The sequence below is a fragment of the Ruegeria sp. YKSF070 genome (assembly GCF_059612725.1).
The window spans coordinates 81,213-97,392 of record NZ_JBXWRD010000004.1 but is presented as its reverse complement, the minus strand read 5'-3'; the positions used below and the strand labels follow the sequence as shown (position 1 = coordinate 97,392).

The window sequence follows — 16,180 nt, the reverse complement described above, 5'->3', positions numbered from 1 at the left end:
ACAGGTCAAACCTAGTGGGCCGATCCCTAGCACACAAGATGTGACGCCGGGGTGACAGATACTGCCGATCAGTTGATCACGTTTGCGGGGTTGAAATTGCCCAGGTTGCCCAGCAGCTGGCGGATAAAGGTCTTGTCCTCGACGCTGGAGCTGGTCACCCGCCGTTCCAGCGGGATGACGCGCCCGTCTTCCAGCCCGTAACGCTCGATATTTCGGACCACGCCGCGCTGGTCAAAGCTGATCGCCACCAGTTCGCGCGAGACGACCTGCGGCGCGCGGGCACCATAATGGCGCATGCGGGTCGCGACATAGTAATAGCCGCTTTCATTCAGCAGGCCCGAGGAACTGGGGGTGCCGACGGCCTCCACCACGCTGTCGCGGGTATCGACTCCGACCTGGATCGCCGCCAGCTCCTCGGCGGTGGGGACATAGCCGTGATTGCGGTAGATGGCGGTACAGGCGGTCAGCGCACCGACGGTGAGGCCGATAGCCACGATGCGGAACACCGGTTTCAGCAACCCTGCGGTCTTTGACATTCCTGCCCCCTTGCCTTGGCCTCGCGCGCCTTTTATCCCGATTACAGAAACCTTTGCTCCGGTTCAACAGACGAAAGCGCACCAATGTCCGACGAAACCGTGTTGCGGGTCGCAGATCTGCCACAAAACAGCGTTACCGCCTTCGACCTGCGTCCCGGCCCTGCCCGACTGGCCGAGATTGCGCAGGAGCTGGGCCTGGACGGCCTGCGCAAGCTGCGATTCAACGGCACGATCAGGGCCGAGGGCAAGCGGGACTGGCGGCTTGAGGCCAAGCTGGGCGCCACCGTGATCCAGCCCTGCGTGGTCACGTTGGACCCGGTCACCACCCGGATAGATACGCGGCTGACCCGGCTGTTTCTTGCCGATTGGACCGAGCCGGCCGAGGAAGAGGCCGAGATGGCCACCGAGGATGACGAGGCCGAACCGCTACGCGCGACGATCGACCTGAACGCCGTAATGAGCGAAGCGCTGGCGCTGAACCTGCCCGCCTATCCCCGCAAGGAAGGCGTCGATCTGGGCCAGGCGGTGTTCACCGAGCCGGGCAAACAGGCCATGACGGACGAGGAAACGCGACCCTTTGCCGGGCTGGCGGCACTGCGCGAAACCCTCAAAAAAGACTCATGACAAGGGCGGTGAAACCTGCCATAGGGAGCGGTCAGAAAAACCCCTTGAACGTGGCGAGAATCGCAGTATTTTCGCGCGCTCAATCGGATTTAGGGTTGGACAATGCGGGGGCTGCGGCCTAAACGCTCGTCACGCCTTCTGGGAAACGAAGAATGAAACCGGCCTGCGGCGCTGTCTGCGGCCCTCAGTTAAGACAAAGGTTGAGACAATGGCTGTCCAACAGAACAAAGTATCCAAATCGCGTCGCAACATGCGCCGTGCGCATGACGCCCTGGTTGCTGCCAACCCGAACGAATGCGGCAATTGCGGCGAGCTGAAGCGCCCGCACCATGTCTGCGCCGCCTGTGGCCATTACGACGACCGCGAAGTCGTTGCTCAGGCCGACGAGATCGAGCTGGACGAAGACGCGGCCTAAGCCCGATCTGGAGCAGGCCACGGCATGACGGCTCAGCCCGATCAGACCGGCAATGCGTCCGGACAGATCATCATCTCGGTTGACGCCATGGGCGGGGACGCGGGTCCCTCGGTCGTGGTGGCAGGCATTGCGAAATCGGCAAAGAAGAACCCCGATGTGGGGTTCATTCTGCACGGCCCTGAAGACAGGCTGAAAAAGCTGGTCGCCAAGCGGCGCGTTCTGGACGGACGCGTCGTTTTTCGTGATTGCGTCGATGTGGTCACGATGGAGGACAAGCCCAGCCAAGTCGTGCGCAACGGCAAGAACACCTCGATGTGGTCGACGCTGGAATCGGTGCGCAACGGCGAGGCCGCCGGCGCCGTCAGCTGCGGCAATACCGGCGCGCTTATGGCGCTGAGCATGCTGCGGCTGCGGCGCCTGCCCGGCGTGACCCGCCCGGCCATCGCGATTCTGTTCCCCTCTGGCAATCCGCAGGGGTTCAACGTACTGCTCGATGCCGGCGCTGATATCCGCGCCGATGCCCGCGACCTGTTGCAATATGCGCTGATGGGCGCGTCCTATGCGCGAAACGGCATGAACCTGCCCCGCCCCCGTGTCGGGTTGCTCAATGTCGGTACCGAAGAGCACAAGGGCAAGGCCGAACTGAAAGAAGCGCAGGCGCTGATCGCGGACTACGCGGATCGCGCAAACTTCGAATTCGTAGGCTTTGTCGAAGGCAGCGACATTCCCGGCAAGCGCTGTGACGTGATCGTCACAGACGGATTCACCGGCAATGTGGCGATCAAGACCGGCGAAGGCACTGCGCGGATGATCGGCTCGCTGTTGCGCGAGGCCTTCAAATACTCGCCGCTGTCGCGGCTGGCCTCGCTGCTCGCGGTGACCTCGCTCCAGCGGCTCAGCAAGCGGATCGACCCGCGCCGCGTGAATGGCGGCGTTTTCCTGGGGCTGAACGGTACCGTGATCAAGTCGCATGGCAGCGCCGATGCCACCGGCATCTCGGCGGCAGTCAAGCTTGCGTTTACTCTCGCGCAATCAGGTTTTGCTGAGCGGCTGGCTGCCCGGGTTGCATCCGCCGCCGCCCTTACCCAAGATGAACCAGCCCCAGCCGGGGCCCAGGCAGAAGAACAAGAAAGCAGGTAAAATCGATGGCAGGCCGCGCAGTTGTCAGAGGTGTCGGGCACTATCTTCCCGAACAGATCGTTCCCAACGCGGCATTCGAGAAAACCCTGGATACGACCGACGAATGGATTCGGACCCGGTCGGGGATTGAACGGCGCCATTTCGCCGCCAAGGACGAGACGACCTCGGACCTTGCCACCCGTGCCGCAGAGGCCGCGCTGGCCGATGCAGGGATGACCGCCGACCAGCTGGACGCCATCGTCCTGGCAACCTCTACCGCCGACCTCACTTTTCCGTCGGCGGCCACGATGGTTCAGGCGCGGCTGGGCATGACCAATGGTTATGCCTTTGACGTACAAGCGGTTTGTGCGGGATTCGTCTATGCGCTGAGCAACGCCAACGCACTGATCGTGTCGGGTCAGGCCAAGCGGGTACTGGTGATCGGGGCCGAAACCTTCAGCAGGATCATGGATTGGACCGACCGTTCGACCTGCGTGCTGTTCGGCGATGGCGCCGGGGCGCTGGTGCTGGAATATGAAGAGGCCGCAGGCACGCCGCAGGACAGGGGGATCCTGTCGGTCGATCTGAATTCCGACGGCCGCTACAAGGACCTGCTTTATGTCGACGGCGGCGTGTCGACCCAGACCACCGGCCATCTGCGCATGCAGGGCAATCAGGTTTTTCGCCATGCTGTCGAGAAGCTGGCCCAGACCGCCGAGACCGCTCTGGGCAAGGCCGGACTGAGCAGTGCCGATGTGGACTGGATCGTGCCGCATCAGGCCAATATCCGTATCATCCAGGGCACCGCCAAGAAGATGGGCCTGCCGATGGACAAGGTCGTGGTGACCGTGCAGGACCATGGCAACACCTCGGCCGCCTCGATTCCGCTGGCGCTGTCGGTGGGCAAGGCGCGCGGTCAGATCAAGACAGGCGATCTGGTCGTGACCGAAGCAATCGGCGGCGGCCTAGCCTGGGGTGCGGTGGTTCTGCGCTGGTAGCGGCCTATCCTGCGCTTTGCAATTCATTGATATTGACAGGGAATTTCCTGACCCCCTATGCTTTGTCAGCAACAGGGGGTCGGCATGAGTGACAAAACTCTTACACGGATGGATTTGAGCGAGGCGGTTTTCCGCGAAGTGGGCCTGTCGCGCAATGAAAGCGCACAGCTGGTGGAAAGCATGCTGAACCACATGTCCGACGCGCTGGTGCGCGGCGAACAGGTGAAAATCTCGTCCTTCGGCACCTTCAGCGTGCGGGACAAATCAGCCCGCGTTGGACGCAATCCCAAAACCGGTGAAGAAGTTCCGATCCAGCCGCGCCGGGTCCTGACCTTTCGCCCTTCGCACCTGATGAAGGAGCGGGTTGCCGCCGGAAACCGTAAGTAAATCAAAGGGTCCGTTTTCATGAGCAAATCGCCCGACGCCTTTCGCACCATCTCGGAAGTCGCGGAATGGCTGGGGGTGCAGGCCCATGTGCTGCGGTTCTGGGAGAGCAAGTTCAGCCAGGTCAAACCGGTCAAGCGTGCCGGCGGGCGCCGTTATTACCGGCCCGCGGACATGCAGTTGCTGGGTGGCATCAAAAAGCTGCTGCATGACGATGGCATGACCATCAAGGGCGTGCAGAAACTGTTGCGTGAACAGGGCGTCGCCCATGTTTCGGGCCAGTCGCAGGATCTGGAGGATTCGGCCTCTCCCGGCCCGCAAAGTGGCGGCAACGTGGTCCGGTTCAATGCTCAGCCCTCTGACAGGGACAGCGCCATACAGTTCGACATGGACCTTGGTGAACCTGTCCCGACCGAGGTTCTGCAAAAGATCGTCGCCGATTCGTCCCCCGTCCCGTCTGAGGACGACGAAGAGGACAAAACCCCCGGAGATGTAGAGATTCTGTCTGCGCCTGAACCGGCTGTGGAACCTGTTCAGAACGAGCCCCCGGAGGATGCGGTCGACGACCCCCCCCCACAAGAGGCCGACGCACCGCCCCGTCCGCTTGACATCGAGGTGGCCGATATCCCCGCCGACGATGACATCGAGGCAGAGCCGGGCCTGCTGACGGCACTGGCTGAAATCCACGACCTGCCCGCTTCCGCGCAGGCCGGCATCCTCCCTCTCGCTACCAAGTTGCAGACCTGGCTGGACCGGCAGGCGGGATAAGAAAAAAGGGTATGTTTTCCTCTTGCCCCTGCCGGGAAAACCGGTATGAACACCACATCGTCGGGCTATGGCGCAGCCTGGTAGCGCGTCCGTCTGGGGGACGGAAGGTCGCAGGTTCGAGTCCTGCTAGCCCGACCAAATCACACCGACGTAACGAAAAAATGGCAGACCAGGGCCTCTGGACCGCGGAGGGAACGGGATGACCGGCGTGTGCCCGAACCAGCAGATCGAGGCAATGATCGCAGGCGGAGAGATCCGTGCCGAACCTCCGGTTCTGCCTGAACAGATCCAACCCGCCAGCCTGGATTTGCGCCTGGGCGCCGTGGCGTATCGCGTCCGGGCCTCGTTTCTGGCGGGGGCCGGACACAGCGTCGCCGATCGTCTGGCCGAGTTCGAGATGCACCGGATCGACCTGAGCCATGGCGCGGTTCTTGAAAAGGGCTGCGTCTATCTGGTGCCGCTGATGGAATCGCTGGCCCTGCCCACTGAAATCAACGCCGTCGCCAATGCCAAAAGCTCGACCGGGCGGCTGGACCTGTTGACCCGGACCATCACCGATGGTGGTACCGAGTTCGATCGCATTCCGTCAGGTTACATCGGCCCGCTTTATGCCGAGATCTGCCCGCGCTCGTTTTCCGTGTTGGTGCGGCCCGGCATGCGGCTGAACCAGATCCGGTTCCGGCGCGGACAGGCGGTGCTGGACGACACCGCCCTGCGTGCGCTGCATGCCGAAACCCCGCTGGTCGATGGCCCCGCGGTCATCCAGGACGGTTTGGGCTTCTCGGTCGATCTGCGCCTGCCGGGCAGCGACCTTGTAGGCTACCGCGCCAAACCGCATACCGGCGTCATCGACCTGGATCGGATCGGCGCCTATGACCCGGCGGAATACTGGGAGGAGGTGCGCAGCCGCGATGGACGTATCATCCTCGATCCCGGTGCGTTCTACATCCTCGTAAGCCGCGAGGCGGTGCATATCCCGCCGCTTTATGCCGCCGAAATGGCCCCCTATCTGGCGATGGTGGGAGAGTTCCGGGTGCATTACGCGGGCTTCTTCGACCCTGGCTTCGGCCATGCGCAGGCCGGCGGCGCCGGTTCGCGCGGGGTGCTCGAGGTGCGCTGCCACGAGGCGCCTTTCGTGCTGGAACACGGGCAGATCGTCGGACGGCTGGTCTATGAAAAGATGGCTGAACAGCCCACGCAGCTATACGGCGCGGGCATCGCGTCGAATTATCAGGGCCAGGGGCTGAAGCTGTCGAAACACTTCAAGACCCCTGCATAACCCCCGGTCACTACAGTTCTTGTTCGTTTCGTGCCGCGCGGCGCGCCTGGCGCATTTCGCGGATGCGTTCGCGCTCGGGATCGGGTTCCGGTCGGTGTTGCGGTGGCGGAGCCTTGCGCGATTTGCGCCCCAGATTCGACACCGCGTCAAAGCCCGCATTGACGCCGCCATTCACCGCCCGGCGCACCACCGTGCGGACGATCATGTCGATCAGCTGGTTCACGTTCATGAGATTTTCCTCTTTGCTGCCCGGGCAGAGACATAGCATCAAATTTGGGAAATTTCAGGGCCTCGGCATCAATCTTCTTCAAAAAGCTCGGATTGGCCTTCGTTCTCCTCGCCCTCTTCGCGGGCTTCGGCAATCGGCAAGGCGCCCGGCGGTGGCCTGTTTTCCAGCAGCCCGGCGGCGCGCAATTCCTTGAGGCCCGGCAGGTCACGCGCGCTTTCCAGCCCGAAATGGTCCAGGAAATGCGGCGTCACCACAAAGGTGACCGGGCGGCCCGGTGTCATCCGGCGGCGGCCCAGACGGATCCACTCCATTTCCAGCAACTGGTCGATGGTGCCCCGGCTGACCGAGACGCCCCGGATCTCTTCGATCTCCGCTCGGGTCACCGGTTGGTGATAGGCGATGATCGCCAGCGTCTCGATCGCCGCGCGCGACAGCTTGCGAGTCTCGACCGTTTCCTTCTGCATCAGAAAGCCAAGGTCGGGCGCGGTGCGAATGGCCCAGCCCTCACCCACCTGCACCACCCGCACGCCGCGCCCCTCGTAGCGTTTGCGCAGCATCTCAAGCGCCCGGGCCGGGTCGCTGCCATGGGGCATGCGCACGGCCAGATCGCCCACGCCCACCGGGTCGGGGCTGGCAAACAGCACCGCCTCGACCATGCGTTCCTGTTCCGCCAGCGGCGGCGCCTCGAACAGGCTTTCGGTGCTTTCCTCGGGCGCGTCGCTCATGTCTCGGTATCTTTCTTGCGCAGGTGGATCGGGGCGAACAGCTCGCTTTGCCGGATTTCCAGATGGCCCTCCTTGACCAGCTGCAACGAGGCGGCAAAAGTCGCCGCCGTGGCCGAGCGGCGGCGCACCGGATCCTTGCCCCAACCTTCGGGCAGATAGCTGGCCATATCGGTCCAGCTGCCGGCGAACCCGATCAGCCCGCGCATCCGTTCCAGCGCCTGCTCCATCGTATAGACCTTGTCACGATCCATCACGAAGGGGCGGAATTCGTCGCGGGTGCGGATGCGGGCATAGGCCTGCATCAGGTCCAGCAGCGAGGCGGAATAGGTCACGGTGCGGATGCGGGCGATATCCTCGCCCTTGCCACGGCGGAAAAAGTCGCGCCCCAACTGGTCGCGCCCCATCAGCCGCGCGGCGGCATCGCGCATCGCCTGCAAACGCTCAAGCTGAAAGGCCAGATGCGCGGCCAGTTCCTCGCCCGAGGGGCCATCCTCGTCCGGGTCGGGGGGCAACAGCAGGCGCGATTTCAGAAAGGCCAGCCAGGCCGCCATCACCAGGTAATCGGCGGCCAGTTCGATACGCAGCGCCTTGGCGCGTTCGACAAAGGCCAGATATTGCCGCGCCAGTTCCAGCACCGAGATCTTGCGCAGATCCACCTTTTGCGTGCGCGACAGGGTCAAGAGCAGGTCAAGCGGCCCCTCGAACCCATCCACATCGACGATCAGCGCCTCGGCGGCCAGCCGGTCGGCAACCGAGGTCGGTTCATCGCTGAAAAGGTTATCCGTCATACACCTGCCCGCCCATGAGGCGAGATAGTTCCGCCTCGGTGGCGGGGATGTCAAGTTCCCCCGGCGGCTGACGCAGAGCAAGCGCCCGTTCTGCTCGCGCCTGGGCCTCGACACTCATCCGGCCAGCGGCCCCTGCGGCGGCCGCGCGCTCGGCCAGGGTCTGGTTGCAGACCAGAGCCACGTCGCAGCCAGCGGCCAGCGCCTGAACAGTCTTGTCGGCGATCGTGCCTGCCAGCGCCTTCATCGAGATATCGTCGGTCATGATCAGGCCCTGAAACCCGATCCGTTCGCGGATCAACGCCATCATCACCGGCGAGATGGTGGCGGGGCGCGGGTCGATCCGGTCATAGACCAGATGCGCCGTCATCCCCATCGGCATATCGTTCAACGCGCGAAACGGGGCAAAGTCGGTGCTATCCAGCGCCTCGGCCCCAAGCGCCACATGCGGCAAGTCATGGTGGCTGTCCAGCGTGGCGCGGCCATGGCCGGGCATATGTTTGACCACCGGCAGCACGCCGCCGTCCAGATGCCCCTGCGCCACGGCACGGCCCAGCCGGGCCACGGTTTCGGGCTCCGAACCATAACAGCGGTTGCGCAGGAACGGATGGGTGTCGTCGCGCGCCAGATCGAGCATCGGGGCGCAATTGCTGTCGATCCCCACCGCGCGCAACTCATGCGCGATCAGCCGGGCGCGCAGATACATCGCGCGCTCGGCGCCTGTGCCAGCCCGCGCCACATGATCGAGCGGGGGGAGCCAGTTGCGTGCCAACGGCGGGCGCAGGCGCTGCACCCGGCCGCCTTCCTGATCGACGGTGATCACGCAGTCGCGGCCCACCGCATCGCGCATCTCCGCGCACAGCGCGCAGACCTGATCGGCGCTGTCGACATTGCGGGCAAACAGAATGAAGCCAAATGGATCGGCCTCGCGAAACAGGGCCTTTTCTTCGGCAGTCAGCCGCAGCCCCTCGGCATCAAGAATGGTGGCGCCAAAGTTCACCGGGTGGTGACCGGGATGCAATCGGCGCGTTCTGCCACCAGAACCGAGCAGAAATGCCGGGCCTCGGCAAGATCGTCAAACCCGGCGGCGCGCAGGCGATAGAAGGTGCGCCCGCCGCTCGAGGCCTCCTGGATCACCCGCTGCTTGCCGTCGAGATATTCACCAAACCGGCCATTGAGCCGGTCCCATTCCGCGCGCGCGATCTCGGGGCTGTCATAGGCGCCCAGCTGGGCCAGGCGTGTGCCCACCGGCAGGCTGGCCGGGTCCAGATCCACCGCGGTGGCGGCGCCAACAGCGGCGGTCACTGCCGCGTTCATGGCCGCGCGCGCCTCGGTCTCGGCCGGAACCGAACGCTGCGGCCGGGTCTGGGGACGCAGCGACCGGGCCACGCCGGGTTCGTCCACCAGCGCAAGCTGCGGGTTCTCGGCCAGCAGGTCGGCGGGGTCGATGGCGGGCAAGGGTTCGGGCTGTTCGATCGAGGCGGTGCGGCTGGTGCCCTCATCCAGCAGGGCGCTCTCGCGCGCTTCCAGTGGCGCGGTACCCTCGGTCAGCTCCGCCACCAGCCTGTCGATATCGCCATTGCGAAAGGCCTCGACCGCTTCGGGATCGGCGGCATCGACCTCAAGCGATGCCTGGGTCGGACGCAACTCGTCCATCGGCAGGTCCTCTTCGCTCAACGACACAGGGCGCGGCGCCAGAACCAGACGGTCGGCGGGCGGCGCGGCGCTGCCCGCTGCAGCCACGGTGTTAACGGCAAGGCCCTGATGATCGGCGGGAGTGCCGCCGGGCTTTTCTGGCTGGATGCGCATCGGGCCTTCGACCGCACGCACGACCGGGACACCGCTGACATCGCGCATCACCAGCTTGTAACCCCAGATACCGATGCCCACGACCAGCGCCAACGATCCGACCGCACCCGCCACGCTGATCGCGCGGGCAAGACCCGGTCGCGCGGGTGCATGACCGTAATCTTCGCCCATGTCCTCGGCAAGGACCTCGTCCTCGACGTCCAGCCCCATGCCGGGCATCTGATAGCTATACTGCACATGGTTCGGGTTCACGTGACCCGTGCAATCGAAACTCGCCATATCCGCCTCACTGCCCTGTCGCGTAATATCTTGATCACGCAAAGGTTTTTCTTGAAACTGCCTCGGCCGACGGTTTGGGCGGTGTTGTTTCGAGTTACCGCATCTCCTCCGCCGGAGTGACGCCAAGAATAGCAAGACCGGCTGAAATCACAACCGCCACCGAACGGGCCAGCGCGATTTTTGCCTGGCTTGTGCCTTCATCACCATCCTGAATAAATCTGAGCTCGACCAGATCGTTGCCGCGGTTCCAGAGCGCGTGAAAATCTCCTGCAAGTTCATAGAGATAGAAGGCGATCCGGTGCGGTTCGTTGGTGCGGGCCGCGATCTCGACCAGGCGTGGCCATTCTGCCAGCTTCCGCATGACGGCCAGTTCCGCCTCGTGACCCAAAAGGCCCAGATCGGCCGCTCGCAGTGCTGCATCCGAGGTGTCGATCCCCGCCTCGGCAGCCCGCCGCAACACCGACGAGACCCGCGCATGGGCGTATTGCACGTAGAACACCGGGTTTTCGCGGCTCTGCTCCAGCACCTTGTCGAAATCGAAATCCAGCGGCGCATCGTTCTTGCGGGTCAGCATGACAAAGCGGGTCACATCCGGGCCCACCTGATCGACCACATCGCGCAGGGTGACGAAGTTGCCCGCCCGTTTCGACATCTTGAAGGGCTCGCCATTCTTCCACAGCTTGACCAGTTGACACAGCTTGATGTCGAGCGGAACGCGCCCGTCCGACAGGGCCGAAACGGCGGCCTTCATCCGTTTGACATAGCCGCCATGATCGGCGCCGAACACATCAATAAGCGCGTCGAAGCCTCTGGAAACCTTATCATAATGATAGGCGATATCGGGGGCGAAATAGGTCCATGCACCGTCCGATTTCATGATCGGGCGGTCGACGTCATCGCCATGTTCGGTGGATTTGAACAGGGTCTGTTCGCGCGGCTCCCAATCCTCGGGCAGCTTGCCCTTGGGCGGCTCCAGCGTGCCGCGATAGATCAGCCCCTTGGCGCGCAGACTGTCGATCGCCGCCTCGATCCGGCCCGTGCCATAGAGTGACTTTTCCGAATAGAACACGTCCATCTTGACCCCGAGCTGGGCCAGATCGGCGCGGATCAGATCCATCATCGCATCGGTGGCGAAATCGCGGATCGCTTCCAGCCAGACCTCTTCGGGCTGGCCGACATAGGCATCGCCCACCTTGTCCTTGAGCGCCTGGCCCACCTCGACCAGGTATTCACCGGGATAGGTGCCATCGGCGAATTCCACCGCTTGTCCATGCGCCTCAAGATAGCGCAGATAGACCGAGCGGGCGAGCACGTCGACCTGGGCGCCGCCATCGTTGATGTAATATTCGCGCGTCACCTGATAGCCAGCGTAATCCAGCAGGCTGGCCAGCGCATCGCCGAACACCGCGCCCCTTGTGTGGCCTACATGCAGCGGGCCGGTGGGGTTGGCACTGACATATTCCACGTTGACCTTCTTGTCCTGCCCCATGTCCGAGCGACCATAGGCGGTGCCGTCTTGCAGCACGGTGCCCACGACTCGCTGCCAGACGGGCGCGGCCAGGGTCAGGTTGAGAAAGCCGGGGCCCGCCACCTCGGCCTTGGCCACGCGGTCATCGGCGACCAGCCGGGTGGCCAGCGCTTCGGCGATGTCGCGGGGTTTCTGGCCGGCGGGCTTGGCCAGCACCATGGCGGCATTGGTGGCCATGTCGCCATGGGCGGCATCGCGCGGCGGTTCAACCGCCACATTGGCGAAATCGAGGCCCTGGGGCAGCGCGCCCCCGGCCTGCATCTGTTCCAGCGCCTCCAGAACGAGGCCGCGCATCTCGGTAAAGAGGTTCATCTCGGCATCCTTTTGCTTGACTGGCGGTTTACCACGCAAACCGCCAAGGTCAATGCAGCCCCGCGTGCGCCCGTCAGTGCCGGATCGGGTCGCTTCCGGTCAGCCGCGCGTGGTCCTGCAGGGCAAAGCGATCGGTCATGCCCGAGACATAGTCGGACACGATCCGCGCCAGCGCGGTCTCGTCCGGGGCGGCGTCGATCTCGCCATGCCAGTGCCTGGGCATCTGCCGGGGATCGCCCAGATAGATCGGAAAGAGTTCCTCGACCACCCGCGCCACCTGCTCGCGCACCACCATGACCGAGGGCGCGCGATACATGCGGGTGAACAGGAACGCCCGGATCTGACGCAGATCGGACCAGAGCGCATCCGAAAACCGGATCACCGGGCGGCCCAGATGGCGAATATCCCCAACGCTTTCGGCCCCCGATCCGGCCAGCGCCGCACGCGACGTGTCGATCACATCGGCCACCATCACGCCAAACACCCGTCTCAGCGCCTCGTGCCGCCGGCGATAGGCATCGGTATCGGGATAGGTGCGGTCGACCTCGGCGTAACAGTCGCCCACGATGGGCAGTTCGGCGATCTCGTCATCACTGAACAGCCCGGCGCGCAACCCGTCATGCAGGTCGTGATTGTTATAGGCGATATCGTCGGACAGGGCGGCGACCTGCGCCTCGGCGCTGGCATGGGTGGCCAGTTCCAGATCAAAGGCAGCGTTGCATTCCGCCAGCGCCCAGGGCAGCGGCCCGGTGACCGGGCCGTTATGCTTTGCGATGGCCTCAAGCGTTTCCCACGTCAGGTTCAGCCCGTCAAAGGCAGCGTAGTGCCGTTCCAGCCGGGTGACGATGCGAATGGCCTGGGCGTTGTGGTCGAACCCGCCATAGGGTGCCATCAGCGCATGCAGCGCATCCTCGCCGGTATGGCCAAAGGGCGTGTGACCCAGGTCATGGGCCAGCGCCACCGCCTCGGTCAGTTCCGGGTTCAGCCCCAGCGCCCCCGCGATGGTACGCGCCACCTGCGCCACCTCGATCGAATGGGTCAGCCGGGTGCGATAACTGTCGCCCTCGTGCTCGACAAAGACCTGGGTCTTGTGCTTCAGCCTGCGAAAGGCGCTGGCATGGATGATCCGGTCGCGGTCACGCTGGAAACAGGAGCGAAAGCCGCTTTCCTCTTCGGCCACCAGCCGCCCGCGCGCGCGGCCCGGATCCGAGGCAAACCCCGCTCTTTTCAATGGTCTCGTCCTTGTCGCCTGTCCCTGCCCCCTCTATATTGCAGGCGACACCGGAAAGAAACCGTGGAGACCGCGATGCGCCTGCCCCCCAAAGTCACCGACCGCGCCTTTGCCCGGCTGGCCGAGATTGGCGCCGCGGATCAGGGCCAGGCGCTGCGCGTCGCGGTCGAAGGCGGCGGCTGTTCCGGCTTTCAATACGAGATCGCTTTGGACGAACCCAAGGATGACGATCTGGTGCTCGAGGGCCAGGGTCAGCGGGTGGTGGTCGACGCGGTGTCGCTGCCGTTTCTGGAAAACGCCGTCATAGACTTTTCCGAAGAGCTGATCGGCGCCCGTTTCGTGATCGACAATCCCAATGCCACCGCCTCTTGCGGCTGCGGCACCTCGTTCTCGATCTGAGGCCTCAGGGATCGGTGCGCAGGCTCAGTTCGCGTTCACGCGTTGGGGCCATTTGATCCCACAGTAGGTAGAGACCCGAGACCATCACGATGGCAGCGCCCAGCCAGGTCATCGGCGCGGGCCATTCGCCGAAGGCCAGCGCGCCCAGCGCCACCATCCAGACGAATTGCAGGTTCAACAGCGGCGTGACTACATAGGCCGCCAGAAGTCGCAGCGCGATCACCAGCAGCCAGCGCGCAAGAAACAGCAGCGCCGCATAGGCGCCGACCCAGGCGAGATCCAGCATCGGCATCGGCACCCAGACAAAAGGCAGCGCCGCCGTCATGCTAAGGCCCAGTGCCAGGTTCGGATAAAACACCTGCGCCAGTGCGTTGCTTTCATGGCGGCCGATATAGCGCGACAGGATCAGCGAGAAAGTGCCCGTCACCACCCCGCCCAGCGCCCAGAGATGCCCCGCCCCGATGGCACCGATGCCCCCCGGCATCAGGCAGAGCACGCCCACAAAGCCCGCCACCAGCGCCGCCCAGGCCGCCGGACGGGCATGTTCGTCCAGCATCAGCCCCGACATCAGCGCCGCCACGATCGGCATCAGGCCGATAAAGACAAAGACATCTGCAAAAGGCAGCAGCCGGAAGGTATGAAAGAAGCAGAGCGAGGCCACCACCGTTGCCAACGCCCGCAACATCATGGCGTGGGGGCAGACGGTTCTGAGCGCCCGCGCCCGGTTCCCCCGCGCCGCCGCGAGGCTGATCGCCGCAACGATGAGCCCCGAGATCGCGTAGAGCTGTGGCGCCGCATACCCCTGGGCGATGAGTTTGGTGATGGCGTCGGCAGAGGAGATCACCGCCGTATAGGCCAGAACCAGCCCCCCGCCTGTCAGCGCCGCCCTCACCCCGCCACCCGCATCAGGCTGCTGCGGGCAAAACCGGCAAAGAAGGCATCGAACCGCGGGCTGCTGGCCTCGGCCTCGGTCAGGATGTCATGGCCGGTCTCGCTCAGCTGCGCCGCGATCTGCGGACGCATCCGGTCCCAGTCGCCACTGCGCGCCGGGCCCATCCGGTAGATACATTCGGAAATCTCGCGCAGCGGTCCGCCCCAATTGGCCGCCCGGTGAAACGAGACCGGGCCTTGCGCCACCGCCTGCGCGGGCGCACCGCGCCCCGCCGCCAGCCCGGCCCAGGCGCAGACCAGATATTCGTGATAATCGTCCTGCATCTCGGCCTGCGCTCCGCTGCGAAGGGTAAATCCCCCCAGTGCGCCCGCCAGCCAGTTTTCCCAGATCGGCGAGGGCTTTGCGCCAGCATAGCGCATCGCGACACAGATTTCTGCCAAAAGATCCGCGTTTTGTTCCAGATAGGCCAATAGACCCGCATATTCGAGGCTGACAAGCGCCTCGGCCGGCAGGTTCGGGGCACGCCGCCCGTATTCGGACAGGTAGAACACGATATGGGTCAGCTCATAGGCGGCCTTCTTGTTGGGCAGTGCAAAAGTCTCGGAACGCGCGATGAAATCATGCAGCCGCGCGGTCAGACCCGCATCGCGCGACGACATCGCGACGCCGCGCCGGGCCAGCAGGCGGCGCGCCTCGGCCCGCTGCAAATCGGACAGTTCCGCCTCGGGCAGGCCCTGCCGCGCCACCCAGTCCGCCAGTTCAGCCCCGGTATCGCCCGGCATCCCCAGATCCTCGAGATCGAGGCAGATCGACAGCAGGAACCGGTAATATTGCGGAAAGAAGCGCAACCGCTCTGGCAGGTCGGTGTAAAAGGCCAGATGCGGCTCAAGCGCCACCTGGCCCGGTGCCTGGCCGGTGCATTCCAGAATGTTCAGCAGTTCGGCATTTTCCTTGAGCCAGAATACATCGTCTCCGAACCGGCGATGGCTGGCAAAGCCTTCGATCAGCGCCGCGAGCCCCCGAAGGGGCCCGAAGCTTGGGCGCCGGGCGTTCAGCTGGATGACGTTCGACATGAGAGTTCTCCCGTGTTTCGCGGCGTCCAACAAACGCCCGGCCCTTCCCTGTTGCGTACTCAGCTGCCCGACGAGAACATCTGGGTGCCTTCGCCCAGCTTGACCGCAACCGCGCCCACCTTCTCGCAGCTGGTCGAGAACATCTGGGTGCCTTCGCCCGCGCTGGTGTTGGTGCCCGAGGCCTGGCAGCTGGTCGAGAACATCTGAACGCCCTCGCCCGTGGCGGTGTCGGCGCCCGTGGCCTGACAGCTGGTCGAGAACATCTGAACGCCCTCGCCTGTGGCGGTGTCGGCGCCCGTGGCCTGGCAGCTGGTCGAGAACATCTGAACGCCCTCGCCCATCATGGCGCGGGCCGAGGTTGTCGGCGCGGAGCCGGACGAGAACATTTCCGTTACGTCGCCATCCATCATGCTGGCACCGTCTTTGATTTCGCCTTGGATTTGGTTGATCTTGAGCATGGCAGTCATTGGTCTGTCCCCCAGAGTTGGTGTTGATGACCCCCTCACGGTTGCAGGACCGACGGCTCTCGAAAAGATATTTTTCAATCATGCGTTGCAAAATAATGAGTTATCCACATTAAGGAAATTAGGCAAAAATAAGTCATTCAATAAAATTGTAGGCCACGGAAATCATTGAAAAAAATTTATCCACAACCCGAAAATTCAGCGAATTGGGGCAAAAGTTCGGCAACTTCAGAGCGAATCGGCGGGACGAATTCGCCCGAACTTGCCGATCTGCGGGTTCTTGCATCGCTTGCCCCCGCCGCCGGGATCGGGGATAGATCGGGGCAAAGCC

19 protein-coding genes and 1 tRNA gene are annotated in these 16,180 nt (G+C 64.0%); 9 read left to right on the top strand and 11 right to left on the bottom strand.

The features are described 5' to 3' along the window. Window positions 1-68 precede the first annotated feature (68 nt). Window positions 69-536, bottom strand: a complete 468-nt coding sequence (locus tag AC2FL1_RS03410; RefSeq protein WP_234145461.1) for an outer membrane protein assembly factor BamE domain-containing protein — start codon at window positions 534-536, stop codon at window positions 69-71. An 84-nt stretch (window positions 537-620) separates the two neighbouring features. Here AC2FL1_RS03410 and AC2FL1_RS03405 point away from each other — a divergent pair, with 84 nt between their 5' ends. The 8 genes from AC2FL1_RS03405 to AC2FL1_RS03370 all read left to right on the top strand — a co-directional run bounded on the left by AC2FL1_RS03405 (window position 621) and on the right by AC2FL1_RS03370 (window position 6,123). Beyond that, entirely contained in the window at window positions 621-1,160 is a 540-nt protein-coding gene (locus tag AC2FL1_RS03405; RefSeq protein WP_496875976.1) for a YceD family protein, read from the top strand. 208 nt (window positions 1,161-1,368) lie between these two features. Next, window positions 1,369-1,575, top strand: a complete 207-nt coding sequence (gene rpmF, locus AC2FL1_RS03400; protein WP_011048200.1) for a 50S ribosomal protein L32 — start codon at window positions 1,369-1,371, stop codon at window positions 1,573-1,575. Window positions 1,576-1,599: 24 nt separating this feature from the next. Continuing rightward, window positions 1,600-2,715: a phosphate acyltransferase PlsX gene (gene plsX / locus AC2FL1_RS03395; protein ID WP_496827645.1), complete on the top strand. Its 1,116-nt coding sequence runs from the start codon at window positions 1,600-1,602 to the stop codon at window positions 2,713-2,715. A gap of 5 nt (window positions 2,716-2,720) precedes the next feature. Then, window positions 2,721-3,692 (top strand): beta-ketoacyl-ACP synthase III, encoded by a 972-nt coding sequence (locus AC2FL1_RS03390; protein WP_234136308.1) that lies wholly within the window; start codon window positions 2,721-2,723, stop codon window positions 3,690-3,692. 84 nt (window positions 3,693-3,776) lie between these two features. Then, window positions 3,777-4,079: an integration host factor subunit alpha gene (gene ihfA / locus AC2FL1_RS03385; RefSeq protein ID WP_011048203.1), complete on the top strand. Its 303-nt coding sequence runs from the start codon at window positions 3,777-3,779 to the stop codon at window positions 4,077-4,079. A gap of 18 nt (window positions 4,080-4,097) precedes the next feature. Next, window positions 4,098-4,844 (top strand): MerR family transcriptional regulator, encoded by a 747-nt coding sequence (locus AC2FL1_RS03380; RefSeq protein WP_496875975.1) that lies wholly within the window; start codon window positions 4,098-4,100, stop codon window positions 4,842-4,844. 61 nt (window positions 4,845-4,905) lie between these two features. Next, window positions 4,906-4,982: transfer RNA gene (locus AC2FL1_RS03375), tRNA-Pro, on the top strand. Window positions 4,983-5,043: 61 nt separating this feature from the next. Next, the gene (locus AC2FL1_RS03370) at window positions 5,044-6,123 is read left to right on the top strand and encodes a 2'-deoxycytidine 5'-triphosphate deaminase (RefSeq protein ID WP_496875974.1); all 1,080 of its coding nucleotides are present in this window, start codon (window positions 5,044-5,046) and stop codon (window positions 6,121-6,123) included. Between the two features lie 10 nt (window positions 6,124-6,133). Here the strand turns inward: AC2FL1_RS03370 and AC2FL1_RS03365 are convergent, their stop codons facing one another. The 7 genes from AC2FL1_RS03365 to AC2FL1_RS03335 form a co-directional block, all read right to left on the bottom strand. After that, window positions 6,134-6,352 carry a hypothetical protein gene (locus AC2FL1_RS03365; RefSeq protein ID WP_496827638.1) on the bottom strand — a complete coding sequence of 73 codons (219 nt, stop codon included), beginning with the start codon at window positions 6,350-6,352 and terminating at the stop codon, window positions 6,134-6,136. 68 nt (window positions 6,353-6,420) lie between these two features. After that, on the bottom strand, window positions 6,421-7,077 hold the full coding sequence (gene scpB / locus AC2FL1_RS03360; RefSeq protein ID WP_496875973.1) for an SMC-Scp complex subunit ScpB: 657 nt from the start codon (window positions 7,075-7,077) through the stop codon (window positions 6,421-6,423). After that, window positions 7,074-7,865 (bottom strand): segregation and condensation protein A, encoded by a 792-nt coding sequence (locus AC2FL1_RS03355; protein WP_496827634.1) that lies wholly within the window; start codon window positions 7,863-7,865, stop codon window positions 7,074-7,076. Before AC2FL1_RS03355 ends, scpB begins: the two co-directional genes overlap by 4 nt. Further along, window positions 7,855-8,862 carry a beta-N-acetylhexosaminidase gene (nagZ, locus tag AC2FL1_RS03350; RefSeq protein WP_496875972.1) on the bottom strand — a complete coding sequence of 336 codons (1,008 nt, stop codon included), beginning with the start codon at window positions 8,860-8,862 and terminating at the stop codon, window positions 7,855-7,857. Before nagZ ends, AC2FL1_RS03355 begins: the two co-directional genes overlap by 11 nt. After that, complete coding sequence (locus tag AC2FL1_RS03345) at window positions 8,859-9,950, bottom strand: SPOR domain-containing protein (RefSeq protein ID WP_496875971.1); 1,092 nt, start codon at window positions 9,948-9,950, stop codon at window positions 8,859-8,861. Before AC2FL1_RS03345 ends, nagZ begins: the two co-directional genes overlap by 4 nt. Window positions 9,951-10,044: 94 nt before the next feature. Next, window positions 10,045-11,790, bottom strand: a complete 1,746-nt coding sequence (gene argS, locus AC2FL1_RS03340; RefSeq protein WP_496875970.1) for an arginine--tRNA ligase — start codon at window positions 11,788-11,790, stop codon at window positions 10,045-10,047. Window positions 11,791-11,863: 73 nt separating this feature from the next. After that, complete coding sequence (locus tag AC2FL1_RS03335; protein WP_496875969.1) at window positions 11,864-13,021, bottom strand: deoxyguanosinetriphosphate triphosphohydrolase; 1,158 nt, start codon at window positions 13,019-13,021, stop codon at window positions 11,864-11,866. Window positions 13,022-13,096: 75 nt separating this feature from the next. Here AC2FL1_RS03335 and AC2FL1_RS03330 point away from each other — a divergent pair, with 75 nt between their 5' ends. After that, window positions 13,097-13,420 carry a HesB/IscA family protein gene (locus AC2FL1_RS03330; RefSeq protein ID WP_496827625.1) on the top strand — a complete coding sequence of 108 codons (324 nt, stop codon included), beginning with the start codon at window positions 13,097-13,099 and terminating at the stop codon, window positions 13,418-13,420. Window positions 13,421-13,424: 4 nt separating this feature from the next. Here AC2FL1_RS03330 and AC2FL1_RS03325 read toward each other — a convergent pair whose 3' ends face one another. From AC2FL1_RS03325 to AC2FL1_RS03315, 3 genes are read right to left on the bottom strand one after another with little or no spacing between them, the layout of a single operon-like run. Then, complete coding sequence (locus AC2FL1_RS03325) at window positions 13,425-14,312, bottom strand: DMT family transporter (RefSeq protein ID WP_496875968.1); 888 nt, start codon at window positions 14,310-14,312, stop codon at window positions 13,425-13,427. Further along, on the bottom strand, window positions 14,309-15,385 hold the full coding sequence (locus tag AC2FL1_RS03320) for a DUF6902 family protein (RefSeq protein ID WP_496875967.1): 1,077 nt from the start codon (window positions 15,383-15,385) through the stop codon (window positions 14,309-14,311). The genes AC2FL1_RS03325 and AC2FL1_RS03320 overlap by 4 nt, the downstream gene beginning before the upstream one ends. A 59-nt stretch (window positions 15,386-15,444) precedes the next feature. Beyond that, entirely contained in the window at window positions 15,445-15,852 is a 408-nt protein-coding gene (locus tag AC2FL1_RS03315; protein ID WP_496827619.1) for a hypothetical protein, read from the bottom strand. Window positions 15,853-16,180 lie beyond the last annotated feature (328 nt).